Below are 22074 nucleotides of genomic sequence, written 5' to 3'. Positions count from 1 at the left end.
CATGGCGAAGATCTTCCAAGTAACGGCCCGCGCGGGGATGACCCGCGTCGTGGAGCCGGTCGCGCGCGGTCTGCTCCGCGCGGGTGTGTCCCCCAACGCGGTCACCGTGACCGGCACCGTCGGCGTGCTCGTCGGTGCCCTCGGCTTCGGTGCCCGCGGCCACCTGGTCGCCGGTGCCCTGATTGTCACGGTTTTCGCGCTCACCGACCTGCTCGACGGGACGATGGCCCGGATGAGCGGTGGCTCCACCCGGTTCGGCGCCTTCCTGGACTCGAGCATGGACCGGGTCGCCGACAGCGCCGTCTTCGGCGCGGTCGCGTACTGGCTGGCCACCGAGGGCGACCACGCCGGGGTGGCCGCCGCGCTGCTCTGCCTGGCTGCCGGCGGGCTGGTCTCCTACGTCAAGGCCCGCGCCGAGGGGCTCGGCATGACCTGCAACGTGGGCATCGCCGAGCGCACCGAGCGGCTGCTGATCGTCGGGGTGGGCGGCCTGCTCACCGGCTTCGGCGTGCCGCTGGCCCTGGAGATCGCGCTCTGGTTGCTCGCCGCCGTCTCGATCTTCACGGTCGGGCAGCGGATGGCGCACGTGTACCGGCAGGCCCAGCCGGTCGGCCAGGAGTGAACCTCACCGAGCTGGGCTACGTGGCCGGCTGGCGCCTGGTCCGGGCGCTGCCCCGGCCCGTGGTGGCCGCGGCCTTCCGGGCGGGCGCCGACCGCGCCCACCGCGCCGGCGGCGGGGGTACGGCCCGACTGCGCGCCAACCTGCGCCGGGTGGTCGGCCCCGAGCTGCCCGAGGCCGAGCTGGACGCGCTGGTCAAGCGCGGCCTGCGCTCGTACGCCCGGTACTGGATGGAGGCGTTCCGGCTGCCCGCGCTGAGCCGGGAGCAGATCCTCGCCGGCTTCCGGCTGGACCCGGCCGGGGTGGACCGGCTCGCCGCCGACGTGGCCTCCGGGCGGGGCGCGGTGGTCGCGCTCCCGCACGCCGGCAACTGGGACGCCGCCGGCGCCTGGGTGGCCGCCACCGGCTGGCCGATCACCACGGTCGCCGAGCGGCTCAAGCCCGAGGCGGTCTACGAGCGTTTCCTCGCCTTCCGCCAGAGCCTGGGCATGGAGATCGTGCCCACCCACGGCGGTGAGCGCCCCGCCTTCGATGTGCTGGTCGACCGGCTGCGGGCCGGGGCGGTGGTGCCACTGCTCGCCGACCGGGACCTCTCCGCCCGCGGGATCGAGGTCGACTTCTTCGGCGGCCGGACCCGGATGCCGGCCGGCCCCGCGCTGCTGGCCATCCGCACCGGCGCCCCGCTCTACGTGACCTCGATGTGGTACGAACCGGACGCCGCGTGCGCCTCGCTCGAGGGCCCGCTGCCGCTGCCGGACCCGGACGGCGCACCGCTGGACGATCGGGTCAGGATGGTGACCCAGCGGATTGCCGACGGTCTGGCGGCGGGCATCGCCCGGCATCCGGAAGACTGGCACATGTTGCAGCGGATGTGGCGGGACCAGCCGGTCACCACGCCTGCCACGGGTACGGCCTGACGGGGAGGCGCGGTGAGCGCGAGCAGCGCGGCGCGGCGGAGCCCCGCAGGCGTGAACGAGAGGCGTTGACGCGTGCGGATCGGCATCGTGTGCCCGTACTCCTTCGACGTCCCCGGTGGCGTGCAGAACCACGTCATGGACCTGGCCGAGGCGCTGATCGGGCTCGGCCACCAGGTGAGCGTGCTGGCCCCGGCGGACGAGGACTCGCCGCTGCCGCCGTACGTGGTGTCGGCCGGGCGGGCCGTGCCCCTGCCGTACAACGGCTCGGTGGCCCGGATCGCGTTCGGCCCGGTCTCCACCGCCCGGGTCCGGCGCTGGATCACCCGGGGCGACTTCGACGTGCTGCACGTGCACGAGCCGCTGACCCCGAGCCTGTCGATGCTGGCCGTGCTCTGCGCCCGCGGCCCGGTGGTGGCCACCTTCCACACCGCGATGACCCGCTCCCGGGTGCTCGCCGCCGCGCAGGGCGCGCTGCAGATCCTGCTGGAGCGGATCACCGCCCGGATCGCGGTCAGCGAGCTGGCCCGCAAGGTCCAGGTCGAGCACATGGACGGCGGCGCGGTGGAGATCCCCAACGGGGTGGCGGTGGCCAAGTTCGCCGGCGTGGAGCCGCTGCCCGGCTGGCCGGGGGAGTGTGCCCCGGGCAGCGGCGGCACGCTCGGCTTCCTCGGCCGGTTCACCGAGGCGCGCAAGGGCTTCCCGATCCTGCGGGACGCCTTCGTGGCGCTCGCCCCGCACCGGCCCGGACTGCGTCTGCTGGTGGCCGGGCCGGGGGACCGGGACGACCTGTACGGTCGGTTCCCGGCCGAGCTGCGCGACCGGGTGACCTTCCTGGGCATGGTCTCCGAGCCGGACAAGGCCCGGATGCTGCGCAGCGTGCACCTCTACGTCGCGCCGAACACCGGCGGGGAGTCCTTCGGGATGATCCTCACCGAGGCCCTGGCGGCGGGCACCACCGTGGTCGCCAGCGACCTCGACGCGTTCCGCCGGGTGCTCGACGGCGGGCGGGCCGGCCGGCTCTTCCCGACCGGGGACCCGGCGGGGCTGCGCGACGCGCTCGCCGAGCTGCTCGACGACCCTGACCGGCGGGCCGCGCTGACCGCCTGCGGCGACCAGGTGGTCGCCCACTACGACTGGCCAGTGGTCGCCCGCCGGGTCGTGGAGGTGTACGCGGCGGCCATCGAGGCGACCGACGGCCGGGTCATGGACCAGGAGTGGGTGGGGCTGGGCGGGGCGGTGTGACCACTACGATGCCGCACATGTGGTGGGTGGTGGTCGCGACGCTGGTCGTCGGCCTGGTCGCGGCGTACCTGATCTGGACGGCCGGCCGGGTCGAGCGGCTGCAGACCCGCGCGGAGTCGGCGGCCCGAGCCCTGGAGGCGCACCTGCTGCGCCGCGCGGCGGCCGCCGCGGTGCTGGCCGAGCGGCGGTACGGCGTGGAGCTGTACGCCGCGGCGCGGATCGCCCTGGACGCCGCTCCCGAGGAGCGCGAGGCCGCCGAGAACGACCTGACCCGGCAGTTGCGCGTGGTCCGGCTGGATCCGACCGACCCGGCCTGCGAGTCGGTGATCGCGGCCAGCCGGCGGCTGGCCCTGGCCCGGCAGCTGCACACCGACCTGGTCCGGGACGCCCGCACGGCCCGCAGCCGGCCGGTGGTGCGGCTGTTCCGGATGGGGCGGCGACACGAGTGGCCCCGCTACTTCGACATCGACGACCCGACCGTCGCCGTCCCCGCCGACGTTCCCGCGGGCTGACGTCCGCCGCGTCCCCGACTGTCCGCGCTGTCCGGTTCGCCGGATCCCACCACGGGGTCCACCGGCGGGTGATGACTGCCACATCGCAGGCCACCGTGGGTCTGATTGGCTGTCGGCCCGGCGTTGACCCCGTCGTAGCATGAGCCGTAGCCACCCCCCGAGCACGTCCGAGGAGCGATAACCCGTGCCCGACACCACCTCCCCGAACGCCAACGCCACCTCCGTCGTCGGCACCGCCCGCGTCAAGCGCGGCATGGCCGAGATGCTCAAGGGCGGCGTGATCATGGACGTGGTCAACGCCGAGCAGGCCAAGATCGCCGAGGACGCCGGCGCCGTCGCCGTCATGGCGCTGGAGCGGGTGCCCGCCGACATCCGCGCCCAGGGCGGCGTGTCCCGGATGAGCGACCCCGACATGATCGACGGCATCATCAACGCCGTCTCCATCCCGGTGATGGCCAAGGCGCGGATCGGCCACTTCGTCGAGGCGCGGATCCTCCAGTCCCTCGGCGTCGACTACATCGACGAGTCCGAGGTGCTGACCCCGGCCGACTACGCCAACCACATCGACAAGTGGGCCTACACGGTCCCCTTCGTCTGCGGCGCGACCAACCTGGGTGAGGCGCTGCGCCGGATCACCGAGGGCGCCGCCATGATCCGCTCGAAGGGCGAGGCCGGCACCGGCGACGTCTCCAACGCCACCATGCACATGCGGAAGATCCGGCAGGAGATCGCCCGGCTCAGCTCACTGCCGGCCGACGAGCTGTTCGTCGCCGCCAAGGAGCTCCAGGCGCCGTACGAGCTGGTCAAGGAGGTCGCCGGGACCGGCAAGCTGCCGGTGGTGCTCTTCACCGCGGGCGGCATCGCCACCCCGGCCGACGCCGCCATGATGATGCAGCTCGGCGCCGAGGGCGTCTTCGTCGGCTCCGGCATCTTCAAGTCCGGCAACCCGGCCCAGCGCGCCGCCGCGATCGTCAAGGCCACCACCTTCCACGACGACCCGGACGTGCTGGCCAAGGTCTCCCGCGGTCTCGGCGAGGCGATGGTCGGCATCAACGTCGACGAGATCCCGCAGCCGCACCGGCTGGCCGAGCGGGGCTGGTGACGATGGGCGGGCCCACCATCGGTGTGCTCGCGCTCCAGGGCGACGTCCGCGAGCACGTCGCGGCCCTGGCCGGCGCCGGCGCGGACGCCCGCCCGGTACGCCGTCCGGCCGAGCTTGACGCGGTCGACGGGCTGGTCATCCCCGGCGGCGAGTCCACCACCATCAGCAAGCTCGCCGACATCTTCGAGATGCGCGAGCCGATCGACAAGCGGATCGCCGGTGGGATGCCGGTCTACGGCTCCTGCGCCGGCATGATCATGCTGGCCACCGAGGTCCTGGACGGCCGGCCCGACCAGCGCGGCTTCGCCGGCATCGAGATGACGGTGCGGCGCAACGCGTTCGGCCGGCAGGTCGACTCGTTCGAGGCGCCGGTGGAGATCACCGGCGTCGAGGGCGAGCCGTTCCACGCGGTGTTCATCCGGGCGCCGTGGGTCGAGCGGGTCGGCGAGGGCGTCGAGGTGCTGGGCCGGGTGACTGAGGGCCCGGCCGCGGAGCGGATCGTGGCGGTCCGGCAGGGCAACCTGCTGGCCACCTCGTTCCACCCGGAGCTCACCGGCGACCTGCGGCTGCACCGCTACTTCGTGGAGCTGGTGCGCGCCGCCTGAGCGATGCGCGAGGGGGCCCTTCCGGACCGGAAGGGCCCCCTCGCGCATGTCGGACGGGCATGTTTCCGGTCCGCGGGGGTTGTCTTCTCTGTGGCTCGGGTGCCCCGAGGCCGCCCGGACGGGTGCCGGGTGTGACATGCCGGGGCACGACCTCGGTAGGATTGCCGCGGTTCGGCAGGGCCATCGCCCGCCGCAGCCGTCCACGCGGAGCCGACCGGCCGTCCTGTCGCCGGTTACGGCGTGGAGTCGGCGCGGGCAGTCGACGTAGGCGTGGAATGACAGACGGAGGTACGAGATGTCCGGCCACTCAAAGTGGGCGACCACCAAGCACAAGAAGGCCGTCATCGACGCCAAGCGCGGCAAGATGTTCGCCAAGCTGATCAAGAACATCGAGGTGGCGGCGCGGACCGGCGGTGGTGACCCGGCCGGCAACCCGACGCTCTACGACGCCATCCAGAAGGCCAAGAAGAACTCGGTACCGAACGACAACATCGACCGCGCGGTCAAGCGAGGCTCCGGCCTGGAGGCCGGCGGCGCCGACTGGCAGACCATCATGTACGAGGGCTACGGTCCCAACGGCGTGGCGATGCTCATCGAGTGCCTCACCGACAACCGCAACCGGGCCGCGACCGAGGTCCGCACCGCGCTGACCCGCAACGGCGGCTCGCTCGCCGACGCCGGCTCGGTGTCGTACATGTTCTCCCGGAAGGGCGTGGTGATCGTCCCCAAGGCCGACACCACTGAGGACGACGTGATGATGGCGGTCCTCGACGCCGGCGCCGAGGAGGTCAACGACCTCGGTGAGGCGTACGAGGTGGTCTCCGAGCCGACCGACCTGATCCCGGTCCGCACCGCCCTGCAGGACGCCGGCATCGAGTACGAGTCGGCCGAGTCCCCCCTCATCCCCAGCGTCAACGTGCCGCTGGACGAGGAGGGCGCCCGCAAGGTCTTCAAGCTGATCGACGTCCTCGAGGACTGCGACGACGTGCAGAACGTGTACGCGAACTTCGACGTCTCTGACGACGTCATGGCCGCCGTCGACGCCTGATCGGGTGTGGAGCGCGCGCGGCCGCTGACCCGTCCGGATCCGTCCGGGCGCGTTCAGGGGCCGCGCTCCACCTTCAACCACCAGTCCGCCTTCCCGAGCAGGCCGACGACCACGACGCCGGGCTCGCGGCCGGAGGGCCAGGACCACCACGACGCAGACGTCCGCCAGCGCGAGGCCGTGCCGCCACCTCATCGCCTCACCTCGATCCGTGACAGACAGGGTAGCGGCTGTCGGTCCGACGCCTTCCACGGCAGGCATCGGGCCGGCAGGTCGGGTGGGCGGGCCGACCAGGGTCGGGAACGGGAAGTCCAGGTCGCAGTTCTGGCTGGTCCGGTGTCTCGGGCCGGCCCGGGTTCTCGTAGGTGCGGTGGGAATCCGTTGTGGGTGCTCGCGGCATGCTGTCGGTGGGTCGCACCGCGCCGGGCGCCGTCCGTCCCTCGGGGGCGCCACCGCGGAACCCGTACCCTCGTCGGCGGATCGTTCGTCGAGCACGGGGGAGCGGTGGTCCGATGGAGAAGCGGTTCGCGCCGGGCGACGTGGTCGTCCGGCGGGAGATCCTGCGCGGCGAGGTCTGGTTCGGCTGTCCGACCGTCTGCGTCGAGGACTCCGCCGACCTGCTCGCGCTCTACCTGCCGCCGGGGGCGGAGTTCGGCTTCCCGGAGCACGGCACCTTCCCCTGCGGCCGGCACCCGTGGCAGACCGCGGAGCACACCGCCTGGTCCGGGCACGGCAAGCTGATGCTCCAGCGCCCCTGCGATCCGCGGCGAGGGGGACCGGATCGCCGCCCTGCTCGACGCGGGACAGCGCTGGTGGGACGAGGGCTGGGCGTCCTGGCGTCCCGACCCGTCCTGGACGGCGCCGCGGCTGCCGGAGAGCTGGGACACCGTTCCCTGCTGACCGGCGCGCGCCGCGGGCCCGCCGGCGAACCGGGGTGACGGTCACGGGCCCCGCCCGTAGCCTGCCGGCATGCTGGTTCCTGATCTCCCGGTGCGCACCGAACGCCTTGACCTGCGCGCCTTCACCCCGGCTGATCTCCCCGCCCTGCACTCCTACCGGTCCCGCGCCGACGTGACCCGCTACCTGTTGTTCGCGGCGGAGGACGAGGCCACGACCCGGGCGACGCTGGCGACGAAGTGCCGGCGTACCGCCCTGCGCGCGGAGGGCGACGTGCTCTGCCTGGCGGTGGTGGTGCGCCGGACCGGGACCCTGGTCGGCGACGTGGTGCTGACCTGGACCAGCGCCGCGCACCGGCAGGGCGAGATCGGGTACGTCTTCCACCCCGACCATGCCGGCCGGGGGTACGCCACCGAGGCCGCCCGGGCGATGCTGCGCCTCGGCTTCGACGAGCTGGACCTGCACCGGATCGTCGGCCGGCTGGATGCCCGCAACACCGCCTCGGCCCGCCTGCTGCAACGGCTCGGCATGCGCCGGGAGGCACACCTGCGGGAGAACGAGTGCGTCAAGGGGGAGTGGGCGGACGAGGCGGTGTACGCCCTGCTGGCCCGGGAGTGGCGGGCCCTTCCGCGCTGAACGGCGCCCGGCCCGGCGCCCCCGTGGGCGCCGGGCCGGGCGGCCTCGTCAGGCGTTGTGGCGGCGGGCCTTCACCACGCTGTCGACGATGTCCCAGAGCACGACCAGCGTCGTGCCGACGACCACCAGGTTGGCCACGGCGTCGAGGTGGTCGGCCTGCCGAAGCCATTCGAAGCGCTGCACGAAGTCCGGGTTGAGGAGCCGGTCGGTCAGCATCAGCCAGGCCACCGGCACCGCGAACGCCAGGTCCAGCAGCGCGTTGACCGCGACGAGCGGCCACGTCCACCGACCGGCGCGGTACTTGGCGACCTCCAGGGCCACGGTGGCGACCAGCACGGCGAGCAGGAACGGGAGCCAGATGCTCCACAACGCCGGGTCGAGGATCGGCAGGTTGCGGCCCTCGTCGTCGAAGACCCAGGACTGGAAGTGCTGCCATGGCAGGTACGCGATAGCGAGCGTCAGCCAGGCGATCGCGGCGGCGGCGTCGGTCAGGGTGATCTGCCGGTCGACCGGTCCCTCCGGGAGTTGGTCGACGCTCCACTCGGGCAGGCACAGCGGGGTGTTGGTCCGTTCCAGCACCGCGAAGACCAGGGTGACCCAGAAGCTGATCTGGACCGCCACCTGGAGGGCGCTGGCGATGCCGGCCCCGATCGCCCCGCCGGCGTTGTCCCCGGCGGTCGCCTCGACCAGGCCGACCACGACGCCGACGGTCGCCGGTACGAAGCTGAGCAGCAGCTTGAGCAGCCGTTCCCAGGCGAGGTAATAGGTTGGGCCAATGAGCTGCAACCGGCGGTCGGCGTAGCGGGCGGCGAGCTGCGCCGGGTTGCCCAGTTCGGTGAGCACCTCCCGCTCGGCGCTGGTGGTGTCCTGCCCGCCGGCCGAGCGGCCCTCGATCATGTCCTCGATCGAGGCCCGCAACTCGGTGGCGATCTCCCCCCGGCGCGCGGCGGGTACAGAGCGCAGGGTCGCGGCGAGGTAGCGGTCGGTCAGGGTGGTCATCGGTCGGCTCCTTCGATCAGCCCGGTCATGGAGGTCTGCACGGCGGCCAGGTCGTCGAGGAGTCGGCGCAGCATCAACCCGCCCTCGTCGCTGGTCCGGTAGAACTTGCGCGGCCGGCTCTCCTCGGTGTTCCACTCGCTGGTCAGCAGGCCCTGTTCCTCCAGGCGCCGCAGCAGCGGGTAGAGCGTGTTGGCGTCCACCGGGAAGCCGTGGTCCGTGAGTCGTTGCAGCAGCGCGTAGCCGTAGTCGGGGCGACGCAGCGCGACCAGGCTCGCCACCACGACCGTGCCGCGGCGCAGCTCCTGGAGGTGCGTCCGCAGAAGCTCATCACTCACCATGCGTCACACTGTACTGTGTGGCACACACTAATGTCTACCAGAACATCATCGTGTCCGCCCCTGGGAAGCCGGCGAGGACCGGCAGGTCCGCTACCGCCCTCGGGGCCACGGCCTGGGCGACTCTCCTGCCCAGGCCGGACCGGCGCCGTCCATCGGGGAGCCTGGGACGGAACTGCCCCACGCCTCCCAACGGGAGGCGTGAGGCAGCCGGTTGCCGGGGGCCTATAGCGCGGTCGGGCGGAGCAAGGTCAGCACGACGGTGGCTTCCTCGGCGTCCTCCCGGGGCGGCAGGAACCGGGCGCAGAGTTGCAGCACGTCCGGCCGCACCTCGACAAGCAGGGCGTCCAACGCCGCCCGGTCGCCCTGCGCGGCGGACCGGGCCAGGGCGTCGATGTCGTCTCCGAGGGGCATGCCGGCCCCACGTCGTCGCGTCCCGCCTGGCGGAACGGAGTCAGCGCAGTTCGCCCTCCAGCAGGCCCATCATGATCATGTCGTGCCACCGGCCGTCGCGGCGGAACGACTCCCGGGCCCGGCCCTCCTCGACGAAGCCGACCTTGGTGTAGACGCGGATCGCCGCGGCGTTCTCGTCGGCCACCCAGAGGCTGATCCGGTGCAGCCGCATCTTGTCGAAGCCGTACCGGCAGATCAGCCGCATGGCCTCGGTGCCGTAACCACGCCCCCAGCAGACCTTCTCGCCCAGAGAGATGTCCAGTTCCGCGTCACCGCAACACCGTCGCCGCGTCCTCCGGCTCCAACGGGCGCAGTCGTACGAGTCCTCCGGTGAGCATCCGGCCTCCTGGTCGTGGGCGGGCGGTCGGTCGCGGACAGGCCACCAGACGGCACGCGACAGGGCAACCGGATTTGCCGGAGGAGACGTCCGCCACCTGTTCCGAGGTCTGCCCCGCGCGGCTCTCGCCGGCCCTGATCGGATCTCGGTAGGGTGGGCCGACGGCCTTGACCAACCCATGATCCGACCCGGGGGGGGCGCTCTGCATGGGCGATTCGTTCGCGCATCTGCACGTGCACACTGAGTACTCGATGCTCGACGGGGCGGCCCGGCTCAAGGACCTCTTCGCCGAGGCCAACCGGCTCGGCATGCCGGCGGTCGCGATCACCGACCACGGCAACATGCACGGCGCGAACGACTTCTACAAGCAGGCGATGGCCGCCGGCATCACCCCGATCCTCGGCGTCGAGGCGTACGTGGCGCCGGAGTCGCGCTATCACAAGGCGCGGGTGAAGTGGGGCCGGCCGGAGCAGAAGAAAGACGACATCTCCGGTAACGGCGCGATCACCCATATGACCATGTGGGCGCGGAACAAGACCGGCCTGCAGAACCTCTTCACGCTCAACTCGCGCGCCTCGATGGAGGGCCACTACGTCAAGTGGCCCCGGATGGACATGGAGCTGATCGCCGAGCACGCCGAGGGCATCATGGCCACCACCGGCTGCCCCTCGGGCGCGGTGCAGACCCGGCTGCGGCTGGGCCAGTTCGACGAGGCCCTCAAGGTCGCGGCGAGCTACCAGGACATCTTCGGCAAGGAGAACTACTTCCTGGAGATCATGGACCACGGCCTGGAGATCGAGCGCCGGGTCCGCGACGGGCTCACCGAGATCGCCCGCAAGCTCGACATCCCGCCGGTGGTCACCAACGACTCGCACTACACCCACGAGGCCCAGGCCACCGCGCACGACGTGCTGCTCTGTGTGCAGACCGGCAGCAACATCGACGACCCCAACCGGTTCCGGTTCGAGGGCGGCGGCTACTTCATCAAGTCCGCCGAGCAGATGCGGGCGGTCGACTCCTCCGAGCTGTGGCAGCAGGGCTGCCGCAACACCCTGCTGGTCGCCGAGAAGGTCGACCCGACAGGGATGTTCGAGTTCCACAACCTGATGCCCCGCTTCCCGGTGCCGGAGGGGGAGACCGAGGAGTCCTGGTTCCGCAAGGAGACCTTCGCCGGTCTGGCCCGCCGCTACCCGGGCGGCATCCCGGAGGGGCACGTCGTCCAGGCGGAGTACGAGCTGGGCGTCATCAACCAGATGGGTTTCCCGTCGTACTTCCTCGTGGTCGCCGACTTCATCCAGTGGGCCAAGAGCCAGGGCATCGCGGTGGGTCCGGGCCGCGGCTCGGCCGCCGGCTCGCTCGTCGCGTACGCCCTGGGCATCACTGACCTCGACCCGATCCAGCACGGACTGATCTTCGAGCGGTTCCTCAACCCCGAGCGCGTCTCGATGCCGGATGTCGACATCGACTTCGACGAGCGTCGGCGCGGCGAGGTGATCAAGTACGTCACCGACAAGTGGGGCGAGGACAAGGTCGCCCAGATCGCGACCTTCGGCACGATCAAGGCGAAGGCCGCGATCAAGGACTCGGCCCGGGTGCTCGGTTTCCCGTACGCCGTGGGCGACCGGATCACCAAGGCGATGCCGCCGGCGGTGATGGGCAAGGACATCCCGCTCACCGGCATCTTCGACCCGAAGCACTCCCGCTACGCGGAGGCCGGCGAGATCCGGGGCCTGTACGAGTCGGACCCGGACGTCCGCAAGGTCATCGACACCGCCAAGGGCATCGAGGGGCTGATCCGGCAGACCGGCGTGCACGCCGCCGGAGTCATCATGTCCGCCGAGCCGATCATCGAGCACATCCCGCTGATGCGCCGGGACGCCGACGGGGCGATCATCACCCAGTTCGACTACCCGACGTGCGAGTCGCTCGGGCTGTTGAAGATGGACTTCCTCGGCCTGCGCAACCTGACCATCATCGACGACGCGGTCAAGAACATCGAGCTCAACCACGGCAAGCAGCTCGACCTGCTGGCCCTGGCGCTGGACGACCAGGCCGCGTACGACCTGCTCGCCCGGGGCGACACGCTGGGCGTGTTCCAGCTCGACGGCGGGCCGATGCGCTCGCTGCTGCGGCTGATGAAGCCGGACAACTTCGAGGACATCTCCGCCGTTCTGGCGCTCTACCGGCCCGGTCCGATGGGTGTCGACTCGCACACCAACTACGCGCTGCGCAAGAACGGCCTCCAGGAGATCACCCCGATCCACCCGGAGCTGGAGGAGCCGCTGCGGGAGATCCTCGCCCCCACCCACGGCCTGATCGTCTACCAGGAGCAGGTGCAGCGCGCCGCGCAGATCCTCGCCGGCTACACCCTCGGCCAGGCCGACCTGCTGCGCCGGGCGATGGGCAAGAAGAAGAAGGAGATCCTCGACAAGGAGTTCATCCCGTTCCGGGACGGTTGCCGCGAGCGCGGCTACTCCGACGAGGCGATCCAGGCGGTGTGGGACGTCCTGGTCCCGTTCGCCGGGTACGCGTTCAACAAGGCGCACTCCGCCGCGTACGGGCTGGTCTCCTACTGGACCGCGTACCTCAAGGCGCACTACCCGGCCGAGTACATGGCGGGGCTGCTCACCTCCGTGGGCGACGACAAGGACAAGATGGCGCTCTATCTGTCCGAGTGTCGACGGATGCGGATCCAGGTGCTGCCGCCGGACGTGAACACCTCCGCCGGGCCGTTCACCCCGGTCGGCAAGGACATCCGGTTCGGCCTGGCCGCGGTACGCAACGTCGGCGCCAACGTGGTCGCCTCGATCATGCGGTGCCGGGAGGGGAAGGGCGACTACGCCGACTTCTACGACTTCCTGTCCAAGGTGGACGCGGTGGTCTGCAACAAGAAGACCATCGAATCGCTGATCAAGGCTGGTGCCTTCGACTCGCTCGGGCACACCCGCAAGGGGCTGCTCGCCGTGCACGCCGACGCGATCGACGCCTTCGCGGACGTCAAGCGCAAGGAGGCCGTCGGCCAGTACGACCTCTTCGGCGCCGGCTTCGGCGACGCCGACACCGGCGGCAGCACCACGGTGATGCCGGTGATCGGCGACAGCGAGTGGGACAAGCGGGACAAGCTCGCCTTCGAGCGGGAGATGCTCGGCCTCTACGTCTCCGACCACCCGCTCTTCGGCCTGGAGCACGTCCTCGGCGCGGCGGCCGACACCACCATCGCCGCGCTCTCGGAGGAGGGCACCGTCCCCGACGGCGCCGTGGTCACCCTGGCCGGCATCCTCTCCGGCGTGCAGCGCCGGGTCACCAAGCAGGGCCGGGCCTGGGCGTCGGCCACCCTGGAGGACCTCGCCGGCGGGGTGGAGACGCTGTTCTTCCCCAACACCTATGAGGTGATCGGGCAGTACATCGCCGAGGACGCCATCGTGGTGGTCAAGGGGCGGGTGGACCGTCGCGACGACACCCCTCGGATCATGGCGATGGACATGTCCATGCCGGACGTCAGCAGCAACCCGGCCAACAAGCCGGTCACCCTCACCATCCCGGTGCACCGGTGCACGCCGCCGCTGGTGGAACGGCTCAAGGAGACCCTGGTGCTGCACCCCGGCGACACCGAGGTGCACGTCAAGCTGCTCAACGGCGGCAAGACCACCACGCTGCGGCTCGGCCCGTTCCGGGTGGCGGCGACCACCGCGCTGATGGGCGACCTGAAGAGCGTGCTCGGCCCGGCCAACGTCAGCTGACCGGGCCGGGGACGTCGCCGGGCTCAGTCCCGGTCCGGTGCCGCGATCTCCCGAAGTTGGCCGTCGGCCAGCCGCAGCCAGCGTTCCACCCCGATCTCGGCGAAGAACCGCTCGTCGTGGCTGACCACCACGAACGCGCCCTGGTACGCGGCCAGCGCGCTCTCCAACTGGGAGACGCTGACCAGGTCCAGGTTGTTGGTCGGCTCGTCGAGCAGCAGCAGTTGCGGCGCCGGTTCGGCGCAGAGCACGCAGGCCAGGGTTGCGCGCAGCCGCTCGCCGCCGGAGAGCACCCCGACCGGCAGGTGCACCCCGGCACCCCGGAACAGGAAGCGGGCGAGCAGGTTCATCCGCTGCGCGTCCGGCAGCCCGGGCGCGTACGCGGCGAAGTTCTCCGCCACCGTGCGGTCCAGGTCCAGCAGGTCCAGGCGCTGGGACAGGTACGCGATCCGGCCGTCGGTCCGCTTGATCTCGCCGTCGGCCGGCTCCAGGTCGCCGGTGACCAGCCGCAGCAGCGTGGACTTGCCGGCGCCGTTAGGCCCGGTCAGCGCGATCCGCTCCGGCCCACGGATCACCAGGTCGGCGCCGTCGCCGGCGAACAGCTCCCGGTCATCGAAGCGGACCCGCATCGCCCGGCCTGAGAAGACGGTACGACCGGCCGGAACGTTGGTCCCGGGCAGGTCCACGACGATCCGGTCCTCCTCGCGCAGCGCCCGGCCGGCCTCGTCGAGCCGGGCCCGGGCCTGGCTGACCCGGGCGGAGTGCGTCTCCTGGGACCGCCCCGCGGACTCCTGCGCGCCCCGCTTCATGGTGCCGGCGAAGATCTTCGGCAGGCCGGCGCTCTTCAGGTTCCGGGCGGCGTTGCTGGCCCGGCGATCGGCCCGCTCGCGGGCCTGCTGCATCTCCCGCTTCTCCCGCTTGACCTCCTGCTCGGCGTTGCGGACGTTGCTCTCGGCAACCTCCCGCGCGGCACGCACCGCCTCTTCGTAGGCGGTGTAGTTGCCGCCGTACCAGCGGATCTCGCCCCGGTCCAGCTCGGCGATGCGGTCCATCCGGTCCAGCAGCGCCCGGTCGTGGCTGACCAGCAGCAGGCAGCCGGTCCACTCCTCGATGACGTCGTAGAGCTTGTGCCGGGCGGCCAGGTCGAGGTTGTTGGTCGGCTCGTCGAGCAGCAGCACGTCGGGTCGCCGCAGCAGCTGCGCGGCCAGGCCGAGGGAAATCACCTGGCCACCGCTGAGGGTGTGCAGCCGCCGGTCCAGCGACAGTTCACCAAGGCCGAGCCGGTCCAGCTCGGCGCGGCTGCGCTCCTCGATGTCCCAGTCGTCGCCGATCGTGGTGAAGTGCTCCTCGCTGGCGTCGCCGGCCTCGATGGCGTGCAGCGCCGCGAGCTGCGGGGCGACCCCCAACACCTCGGCGACGGTGAGATCGCCGGCCAGCGGCAGGGTCTGCGGAAGGTAGCCGACCACCCCGTCGACGGTGACGCTGCCGCCGGTGGGCCGCAGCTCCCCGGCGATCAGCCGCAGCAGCGTGGTCTTGCCGGCGCCGTTCGGGGCGACCGGGCCGGTGCGGCCGCCGGGCACGGTGAAGGACAGCTCCTGGAAGACCGGGGTGTCGTCCGGCCAGGAGAAGGACAGGTTCGAGCAGACGATGAACGCATCGGACATGCGAGATACCTCGAATGGGGTGTGGGCGCGCCGGAGCCGCCCGACGAACGGGGACCGGTGAAACGACGGTTCGGCCCCGGGCGGCGCTGGTGCGCGGCGGCCGGCGGCCAAAGACATCCGGTATCACCCGGAGATGTCGTCGTCACCCGCCATGTCTGGTCTCCCTCACCCGTTGACACCCAACTGCGCCGAGTCTAACAACGGATCTTCCGCGCGCCACGGGATTGGGGCCGGGCGCCGGGAGCGGTCAGCGCGGCCGGTACTCGACCTCGGGACGCCCGGGGGTGCCGTAGCGGGGGGTGCGGACCACGCGGTCGACGGTCAACAGGTACTCCAGGTAGCGGCGGGCGGTCACCCGGGAGATGCCGGTGCGCTGGCTCACCTCGGTCGCGGACAGCCCCGCCCCGGCGTCGGCGGGGGTGGGTCGCGGCCGGTCGGCGAGGGCGGAGAGCACCCGGTGCAGGGTTTGCACGTCCAGCCCCTTGGGCAGGGTGTGCTGCGCCGCGCCGCGCAGGGTGGCGAACATCCGGTCCACCTCGTGCTGGGCGGCGACCTCACCCTCGGCGAGCGCCTGGCGGCGGTAGTCGGCGTACCGCTCCAACTTGTCGCGGAAGGCGGCGAAGGTGAACGGCTTGAGCAGGTAGTGGGTCACCCCGAGGGAGACGGCGGTGCGGACCACCGCCAGGTCCCGGGCCGAGGTCACCGCGAGCACGTCGACGCTGCTGCCCGCCGCCCGCAGGGCCCGGCAGACGTCCAGGCCGTGCAGGTCGGGCAGCCGGAAGTCGAGCAGGACCAGGTCCACGGCCTCGCCCGCCCGGTGCCGCAGCGCCGCCATCGCCTCCCGGGCGGTGTGCGCCACCCCGACCACCACGAAGCCGGGCACCCGCTCCGTGTACGCCTTGTGCGCCTCCGCCAGCAGCGGCTCGTCCTCCACCACCAGCACCCGGATGTCGGTCACGACCGGCCCTCCCGGATCGGCAGCCGGACGGTGAACACGGTCCCGCCGCCGTCGGAGGCGCCAACGTCGGAGCGGCCACCGTGCCGGCGGACCACCTGCCCGACCAGCGCCAGTCCGAGGCCGCGGCCGGCGCTCTTGGTCGACCAGCCGCGCCGGAACGCGTCCGCGACCCGGTCGGGGTCCAGCCCCGGTCCGTTGTCGCCGACCCGGACGACGATCTCGGCGTCGACAGTGCCGACGAAGACGCGTACCCGGCGCGGCGGTTCGGTGCCGGCCACCGCCTCCAGCGCGTTGTCGACCAGGTTGCCGACGACGGTGAGCAGGTCGGCGGTGGGCAGGGGGCTGTCGTCGAGCCGGCAGTCCGGGTCGATCACCAGGTCCACGCCGCGCTCGCCGGCCCGCGCCGACTTGCCGAGCAGCAGGGCGGCCAGCGCCGGCTCGGTCACCGCGCCGACCACCCGGTCGGTCAGCTGCTGGGCCAGCGCGAGGTCCCGGGTGGCGAGTCGGACGGCCTCGTCGGTGCGGCCCAGCTCCACCAGGGTCAGCACGGTGTGCAGCCGGTTGGCCGACTCGTGGGTCTGGGCCTGCAGCGCCTCGGTCAGCGCGCGTACCGAGTCCAGCTCGCTGGCCAGGTTGCGCAGCTCGGTCTGGTCGCGCAGGGTCAGCACGGTGCCGAGCGCGGCCCCCTCGAACCGGGTGATCCGCTGGTTGGCCACCAGCACCCGGTCACCTGCCAGCACCGGCTCGTCGTGCGCGTCCCGCCCGGAGGCCAGCAGCTCGGCCACCGCGGGCGGAAGGTCGATCCCGGCCACCGGCCGGGCGGTCGCCGCAGCGTCCTCGTCGAGCCCGAGCAGCCGGCGGCCCTCGTCGTTGACCAGCGCCACCCGGCGGTCGGTGGTCAGCACCACCAGCCCCTCCCGCACCGAGTGCAGGACCGCGTCGTAGTACTCGTACATCCGGGTCATCTGGGCCGGCCCGAGGCCGTGCGTCTGCCGGCGGAGCCGGCGGCTGAGCAGCCAGGAGCCGGTGGCGGCGAGGGCGAGCGCCGGGGTGGCGGCCCCGAGGAGCACCGGGAGCTGGCCGAGCAGCTTGCGGTTGATCGCCTGGGTGGTGATGCCGACCGAGACCAGGCCGATGATCCGGCGGTCGTCGGCGTACACCGGCACCACCGCGCGCACCGACTCGCCGAGCGTGCCGACGTTGGTGGTGGTGAACGGCCGGCCGGCGAGGGCCGGCCCGATCTCGCCGACGAACGGCTGGCCGATCCGTTCGGGGTGCGGGTGGGAGTACCGGGTCCGGTCGGGGGCCATCACCACCACGAAGTCGGTGCCCGTCGCCACCCGGGTGGACTCCGCGTACGGCTGCAGGGTGGCCGCCGGGTCGGCGGAGGTCAGGGCGGCGCGGACGTCGGGGGAGCGGGCCACGGTCTGCGCCACGGCGAGCACCTCCTCCTCCGCCGCCTGCCGGGAGTCGCTGCGGGCGAGCCAGACCGCGCCCGCCGCCCCGGCCAGGACGAGCAGCGTCACCACCACGGCCTGGAGGGCGAACAGCTGCCCCGCGATGCTCCACTGGCGTCGGGCCACGTCCACCTCCTCGTACCGCTCGGCTTCCGCCCGCAAGTGTGGCGCACCGGTCAGGTCCCGATTTCGAACGCGAGTCACACGGGTGAACAGAATGAACGCAAGGATGCCTTGTGTTGAGATGCGCTTCACATTGTGGGGATGGACACCACCACACCCACCCCCGTGGCCGCCCGGCCCGCCCGCCGGGACCGGACCCGGTACCTCTATCTGGCGGTCATTCTGGCCGTCGCCGCCGGCATCGTGGTCGGCCTCGCCGCCCCCGAGGTCGGCAAGGAGCTGAAGCCCCTCGGCACCGGCTTCGTCAACCTGATCAAGATGATGATTGGGCCGGTCATCTTCTGCACGATCGTCCTCGGTGTCGGATCCGTCCGTCAGGCGGCCAAGGTCGGCAAGGTCGGCGGCCTCGCCCTCGGCTACTTCCTGGTTATGTCGACCGTCGCGCTGGCCATCGGCCTGGTGGTCGGCAACCTCATCCACCCCGGCGCCGGCCTGAACCTGGGCCCGGACCTGGCTGGCGCGGGCAAGGCCGCCGCCGGTGGCGAGAGCGGCGGGACGGTCGACTTCCTGCTCGGGGTCATCCCGACCACCCTCTTCTCCGCCCTGACCGAGGGCGAGGTGCTCCAGGCGCTGCTGGTCGCCCTGCTGGTCGGCTTCGCCGTGCAGGCCATGGGCACCCGCGGCGAGCCCGTGCTGCGGGCGGTGGGCGTGCTCCAGCGGCTCGTCTTCAAGGTGCTGGCGATGATCATGTGGGTCGCCCCGATCGGCGCGTTCGGCGCGATCGCCGCGGTGGTCGGCGCGACCGGGGTGGACGCGCTCAAGAGCCTGGCCCAGGTCATGTTCGGCTTCTACGCCACCTGTGTGCTCTTCGTCTTCGTGGTGCTCGGCGCGCTGCTCTGGTTCGTCGCCCGCATCTCGATCTTCAAGCTGCTCGGCTACCTCGGGCGCGAGTTCCTGCTCATCTTCTCCACCTCGTCGTCGGAGTCGGCGCTGCCGCGGCTGATCGCCAAGATGGAGCACTTCGGGGTGAGCAAGCCGGTCGTGGGCATCACAGTGCCGACCGGGTACTCGTTCAACCTCGACGGCACGGCGATCTACCTGACCATGGCGTCGCTCTTCATCGCCGACGCGCTGGGCAAGCCGCTGTCCATCGGCGAGCAGGTCTCCCTGCTGCTGTTCATGATCATCGCGTCGAAGGGTGCCGCCGGGGTGACCGGCGCCGGGCTGGCCACCCTGGCCGGCGGGCTCCAGTCGCACCGGCCCGACCTGGTCGACGGGGTCGGCCTGATCGTCGGCATCGACCGGTTCATGTCCGAGGCCCGGGCGCTGACCAACTTCGCCGGCAACGCGGTGGCCACCGTGCTGGTCGGCACCTGGACCGGCGAGTTCGACCGCGACCAGGCCCGGGCGGTGCTCAGCGGCCAGCGTCCGTTCGACGAGGCGACCATGCTCGACGAGGAGGAGCCGGCCGAGGAGCGGCCCGCAGGGGACGAGCCGGGCCCGCGCCCGCCGGCGCTGGTGGGCGCGTCGGTCTGAGCCGGCTCGTACCACCCGGGGTCGCGCCGGAGAGTCCTCCGGCGCGACCTTGGGCGCGTCTCAAGTCGCCGGGCTCGGCGCTCAGGACGGGCGCGGCCCCAGCACCTCGACCGACTGGTCGGTCTCCAGCACCACGGTGTGGTAGCTCTCGATCCGGGACAGGATCGCCTCGCGCGGGCCGTCCCGCCAGGCGTCGCTGCCGTAGAACGCCTCCTCCTGCTCGTCGCGGACCGCGAGGGAGGGGAAGGCTCGGATCAGGTACGCCTCCTCGTGGCCGTCCTCGCGGACCAGCGAGGCCCCGGCGGTCACCACCGTGATGCCGAAGCGCGCCAGCAACGGCGTCGCCTCCTCGCGCATCACCCGGACGAACTCGTCGATCGTCCCCGGCCTGAGGCGGTACGTGCGGATCTCGAGAATCATCGGCGGCCTCCAAGGGGCGGAACCCCGACGGTAACCGCCGCGTCCGATGGGCCACCATCGCTCAATTGGCGCTGACCGCCGCCGGTTGACCGCACTAGCGTCGTCGGAATGGAGCTGGAACAGGCACGCAAGTTGTGGCAGCCGCAGCCCGGCTGGCTGAACACCGCCAGCTACGGGTTGCCGCCCGAACCGGCCTGGGCGGCACTGCAGGAGGCGCTGGCCGACTGGCGGGTGGGGCGTACCTCGTGGGAGGCCTGGGGCGAGGCGGGCGAACGATCCCGGGCCGCGTTCGCCGGGCTGGTCGGGGTGCCGGTGGCGGACGTGGCGATCGGCAGCACGGTGTCGCAGCTGCTCGCGCCGTACGCCGCGGCGCTGCCGACCGGCGCGACCGTGGTGGTGCCCGAGGAGGAGTTCACCTCCAACCTCTTCCCGTGGCTGGTGCAGGCCGAGCGGGGCGTCGAGGTCCGCACGGTGCCGCTGGCCGGGCTGGTCGACGCGATCGACGCCGACACCGACCTGGTGGCCTTCAGCCTGGTGCAGTCCGCCGACGGCGCCGTCGCCCCGTACGACGAGATCGTGGCCGCCGCCCGGGCGCATGGCGCCCTGGTCGCGGTGGACGCCACCCAGGCGTGCGGCTGGCTGCCCTTCGACGCCGCCCTGGCCGACGTGGTCGCGGTCGGGGCGTACAAGTGGCTGATGGCGCCCCGCGGCGCCGCCTTCGGCTACCTGGCCCCGGCGCTGCGCGACCGGCTGCGTCCCGACGCCGCCGGCTGGTACGCGGGCCGCGACCCGCACGCCTCCTACTACGGGCCGCCGCTGCGGCTGGCCGAGGACGCCCGGCGCTTCGACATCTCCCCGGCCTGGTTCTGCTACGTCGGGGCGGCGCCCGCCCTGGAGCTGCTCGCCGAGATCGGGGTGCCGGCGGTGCGCGACCACGACGTCGCGCTGGCCAACCGCTTCCTTGCCGGACTGGGCCGGCCGCCGGGGGAGAGCGCGATCGTCACCGTGGAGGTGCCCGGCGCGCAGGAGAAGCTGGAGCGGGCCGGCGTGCGGGCGGCGGTGCGCGCCGGACGGGTCCGGGCCTCGTTCCACCTCTACTCCGGTGAGGAGGACGTCGACCTCGCCCTGGACGCCCTCACCGGCTGAGCTGGGCTCGCCCCGCCACCTGCGCTGCGGCATGCGACGGGCGGCCACATCACGGCAGCGGCCACCTCCGGCGGCGGAGAGTGGGGCCGCGTGTCGACCGAACCGACGGAGATTTGCCCGAATTGCCGCTAAAGTCGGCGCGTGCCCAGTCGAGCGCGGATCGCCACCGTACTGGCGGCGATCCTCCTCGCCGGCCCCGCAGCCTGCACCCGGACCGAGGGCGAGGAGCGAACGGCTGCTCCCTCCCGGAGCTCGCGTCCGCCGGCCGCGTCCCCTGCGCCGTTCGGCCCGCTGCTCCCCGGCATGCCCGTGGCCGGCAACGTCTACGCCGATGCGGGGCCGGGCATGCTCAGCGAGGCCGTGCGTGGCGACCGAGCCCTGGTGTACGTGCCGAACACCAACAGCAACGACGTGTGGGTGATCGACCCCGCCACCTACAAGGTGGTGGCGAAGTTTCCGGGCGGTCCCGAACCGCAGCACGTTGTGCCGTCGTACGACCTGCGCACGCTCTACGTCGCGTCCAGCCGTATCCCCGACGGTGGGGTGGTGCCGGTCGATCCGCGGACCGGCCGACCGGGGCGGTTTGTCAACCTGCAGGACGTCTACAACCTCTACTTCACGCCGGACGGCCGGGAGGCGATCGTGGTCGCCGAGGCGTACCAGCGGCTGGACCTCTACGACCCGCGGACCTGGCGCCGCACACGGTCGGTCCGGTTCCCGCAGTGCGGCGGCATCAACCACATGGACTACTCCGCCGACGGCAAAACAATGCTGTGGAGCTGCGAGTTTGCCAACCGGATGCTCGTGCTGGACACCGCCACGCTCGGCAACCTGCGGGAGTTCCCGCTGCCCCGTGCGCCCGACGGGATGCCGCAGGACACCCGGCTCACCCCGGACGGGCGGCACTTCCTCGTCGCCGACATGCGTGCCCACGGCGTCTACGTCTTCGACGGCCGGGCCACCAGGCAGACCGGGTTCATCCCGACGGGGCGCGGGGCACACGGCATCTACTTCAGCCGGGACGGTCGGCTCGGGTACGTCACCAACCGGGACGCGGGCACCATCACTGTGCTCGACCTCGCCACGCTGAAGCCCACCACCACCTGGCGGATCCCCGGCGGCGGCAGCCCGGACATGGGCGGGCTCGCCGCGGACGGCCGGGTGCTCTGGCTCTCCGGCCGCTACCACGACGAGGTTTACGCGCTCAGCACCGCGGACGGCAGACTCCTCGCGCGGATTCCGGTGGGTCGGGGCCCGCACGGGCTGACGGTCTGGCCACAGCCCGGCCGCTACTCGCTGGGCCACACCGCCAACATTCGGTAGCGGCCCGGGCC

General features: G+C 72.3%; 21 protein-coding genes. 13 read left to right on the top strand and 8 right to left on the bottom strand.

The window, feature by feature from the left end; genetic code table 11:
• The first annotated feature begins 1 nt into the window (after position 1).
• The 9 genes from pgsA (at position 2) to ACLQ2U_RS13605 (ending at position 7575) form a co-directional block, all read left to right on the top strand.
• Positions 2-622, top strand: coding sequence for a phosphatidylinositol phosphate synthase (gene pgsA / locus ACLQ2U_RS13645; protein ID WP_425750981.1), 621 nt, complete (start codon positions 2-4; stop codon positions 620-622).
• Positions 619-1536 (top strand): phosphatidylinositol mannoside acyltransferase, encoded by a 918-nt coding sequence (locus tag ACLQ2U_RS13640; protein ID WP_425750980.1) that lies wholly within the window; start codon positions 619-621, stop codon positions 1534-1536. Before pgsA ends, ACLQ2U_RS13640 begins: the two co-directional genes overlap by 4 nt.
• A 72-nt stretch (positions 1537-1608) precedes the next feature.
• Entirely contained in the window at positions 1609-2778 is a 1170-nt protein-coding gene (locus ACLQ2U_RS13635; RefSeq protein WP_425750979.1) for a glycosyltransferase family 4 protein, read from the top strand.
• A 17-nt stretch (positions 2779-2795) separates the two neighbouring features.
• Entirely contained in the window at positions 2796-3290 is a 495-nt protein-coding gene (locus ACLQ2U_RS13630) for a hypothetical protein (RefSeq protein ID WP_425750978.1), read from the top strand.
• 184 nt (positions 3291-3474) lie between these two features.
• On the top strand, positions 3475-4392 hold the full coding sequence (gene pdxS, locus ACLQ2U_RS13625; RefSeq protein ID WP_425750977.1) for a pyridoxal 5'-phosphate synthase lyase subunit PdxS: 918 nt from the start codon (positions 3475-3477) through the stop codon (positions 4390-4392).
• A 2-nt stretch (positions 4393-4394) separates the two neighbouring features.
• On the top strand, positions 4395-4997 hold the full coding sequence (gene pdxT, locus ACLQ2U_RS13620) for a pyridoxal 5'-phosphate synthase glutaminase subunit PdxT (protein ID WP_425750976.1): 603 nt from the start codon (positions 4395-4397) through the stop codon (positions 4995-4997).
• Positions 4998-5292: 295 nt separating this feature from the next.
• Complete coding sequence (locus tag ACLQ2U_RS13615) at positions 5293-6045, top strand: YebC/PmpR family DNA-binding transcriptional regulator (protein ID WP_425750975.1); 753 nt, start codon at positions 5293-5295, stop codon at positions 6043-6045.
• 509 nt (positions 6046-6554) lie between these two features.
• The gene (locus ACLQ2U_RS13610) at positions 6555-6980 is read left to right on the top strand and encodes a hypothetical protein (RefSeq protein ID WP_425750974.1); all 426 of its coding nucleotides are present in this window, start codon (positions 6555-6557) and stop codon (positions 6978-6980) included.
• A gap of 31 nt (positions 6981-7011) precedes the next feature.
• Positions 7012-7575 carry a GNAT family N-acetyltransferase gene (locus ACLQ2U_RS13605; RefSeq protein WP_425750973.1) on the top strand — a complete coding sequence of 188 codons (564 nt, stop codon included), beginning with the start codon at positions 7012-7014 and terminating at the stop codon, positions 7573-7575.
• Positions 7576-7623: 48 nt separating this feature from the next.
• On the opposite strand, the gene ACLQ2U_RS13600 is transcribed toward ACLQ2U_RS13605, so the two are convergent.
• From ACLQ2U_RS13600 to ACLQ2U_RS13585, 4 genes are all read right to left on the bottom strand, one after another.
• Positions 7624-8574, bottom strand: coding sequence for an HAAS signaling domain-containing protein (locus ACLQ2U_RS13600; RefSeq protein WP_425750972.1), 951 nt, complete (start codon positions 8572-8574; stop codon positions 7624-7626).
• On the bottom strand, positions 8571-8912 hold the full coding sequence (locus tag ACLQ2U_RS13595) for a PadR family transcriptional regulator (protein WP_425750971.1): 342 nt from the start codon (positions 8910-8912) through the stop codon (positions 8571-8573). The genes ACLQ2U_RS13600 and ACLQ2U_RS13595 overlap by 4 nt, the downstream gene beginning before the upstream one ends.
• A gap of 222 nt (positions 8913-9134) precedes the next feature.
• Positions 9135-9323, bottom strand: a complete 189-nt coding sequence (locus tag ACLQ2U_RS13590) for a hypothetical protein (RefSeq protein WP_425750970.1) — start codon at positions 9321-9323, stop codon at positions 9135-9137.
• Positions 9324-9363: 40 nt separating this feature from the next.
• Positions 9364-9879: a GNAT family N-acetyltransferase gene (locus ACLQ2U_RS13585; protein ID WP_425750969.1), complete on the bottom strand. Its 516-nt coding sequence runs from the start codon at positions 9877-9879 to the stop codon at positions 9364-9366.
• A 26-nt stretch (positions 9880-9905) separates the two neighbouring features.
• Between ACLQ2U_RS13585 and dnaE the strand changes: the two genes are divergently transcribed.
• Positions 9906-13439: a DNA polymerase III subunit alpha gene (gene dnaE, locus ACLQ2U_RS13580; RefSeq protein ID WP_425750968.1), complete on the top strand. Its 3534-nt coding sequence runs from the start codon at positions 9906-9908 to the stop codon at positions 13437-13439.
• A gap of 23 nt (positions 13440-13462) precedes the next feature.
• Here the strand turns inward: dnaE and abc-f are convergent, their stop codons facing one another.
• From abc-f to ACLQ2U_RS13565, 3 genes are all read right to left on the bottom strand, one after another.
• Positions 13463-15100, bottom strand: a complete 1638-nt coding sequence (abc-f, locus tag ACLQ2U_RS13575; protein ID WP_425750967.1) for a ribosomal protection-like ABC-F family protein — start codon at positions 15098-15100, stop codon at positions 13463-13465.
• 247 nt (positions 15101-15347) lie between these two features.
• Positions 15348-16058: a response regulator transcription factor gene (locus ACLQ2U_RS13570; RefSeq protein ID WP_425750966.1), complete on the bottom strand. Its 711-nt coding sequence runs from the start codon at positions 16056-16058 to the stop codon at positions 15348-15350.
• Positions 16055-17677 carry an ATP-binding protein gene (locus ACLQ2U_RS13565; RefSeq protein ID WP_425750965.1) on the bottom strand — a complete coding sequence of 541 codons (1623 nt, stop codon included), beginning with the start codon at positions 17675-17677 and terminating at the stop codon, positions 16055-16057. The genes ACLQ2U_RS13570 and ACLQ2U_RS13565 overlap by 4 nt, the downstream gene beginning before the upstream one ends.
• 102 nt (positions 17678-17779) lie before the next feature.
• Here ACLQ2U_RS13565 and ACLQ2U_RS13560 point away from each other — a divergent pair, with 102 nt between their 5' ends.
• Positions 17780-19174: a cation:dicarboxylate symporter family transporter gene (locus ACLQ2U_RS13560; protein ID WP_425750964.1), complete on the top strand. Its 1395-nt coding sequence runs from the start codon at positions 17780-17782 to the stop codon at positions 19172-19174.
• An 81-nt stretch (positions 19175-19255) separates the two neighbouring features.
• Here the strand turns inward: ACLQ2U_RS13560 and ACLQ2U_RS13555 are convergent, their stop codons facing one another.
• Positions 19256-19594, bottom strand: coding sequence for an NIPSNAP family protein (locus ACLQ2U_RS13555; protein WP_425750963.1), 339 nt, complete (start codon positions 19592-19594; stop codon positions 19256-19258).
• A 108-nt stretch (positions 19595-19702) separates the two neighbouring features.
• On the opposite strand from ACLQ2U_RS13555, the gene ACLQ2U_RS13550 reads away from it, so the two are divergent.
• Positions 19703-20740: an aminotransferase class V-fold PLP-dependent enzyme gene (locus ACLQ2U_RS13550; protein WP_425750962.1), complete on the top strand. Its 1038-nt coding sequence runs from the start codon at positions 19703-19705 to the stop codon at positions 20738-20740.
• Between the two features lie 141 nt (positions 20741-20881).
• Positions 20882-22063, top strand: a complete 1182-nt coding sequence (locus ACLQ2U_RS13545) for a hypothetical protein (RefSeq protein ID WP_425750961.1) — start codon at positions 20882-20884, stop codon at positions 22061-22063.
• Positions 22064-22074 lie beyond the last annotated feature (11 nt).

This window comes from Micromonospora sp. DT47 (assembly GCF_049844475.1).
In the GTDB taxonomy this organism is placed as follows: domain Bacteria; phylum Actinomycetota; class Actinomycetes; order Mycobacteriales; family Micromonosporaceae; genus Micromonospora.
Note: the sequence above shows the minus strand (reverse complement) of the source record. Positions and strands in the feature narration are given on the sequence as shown.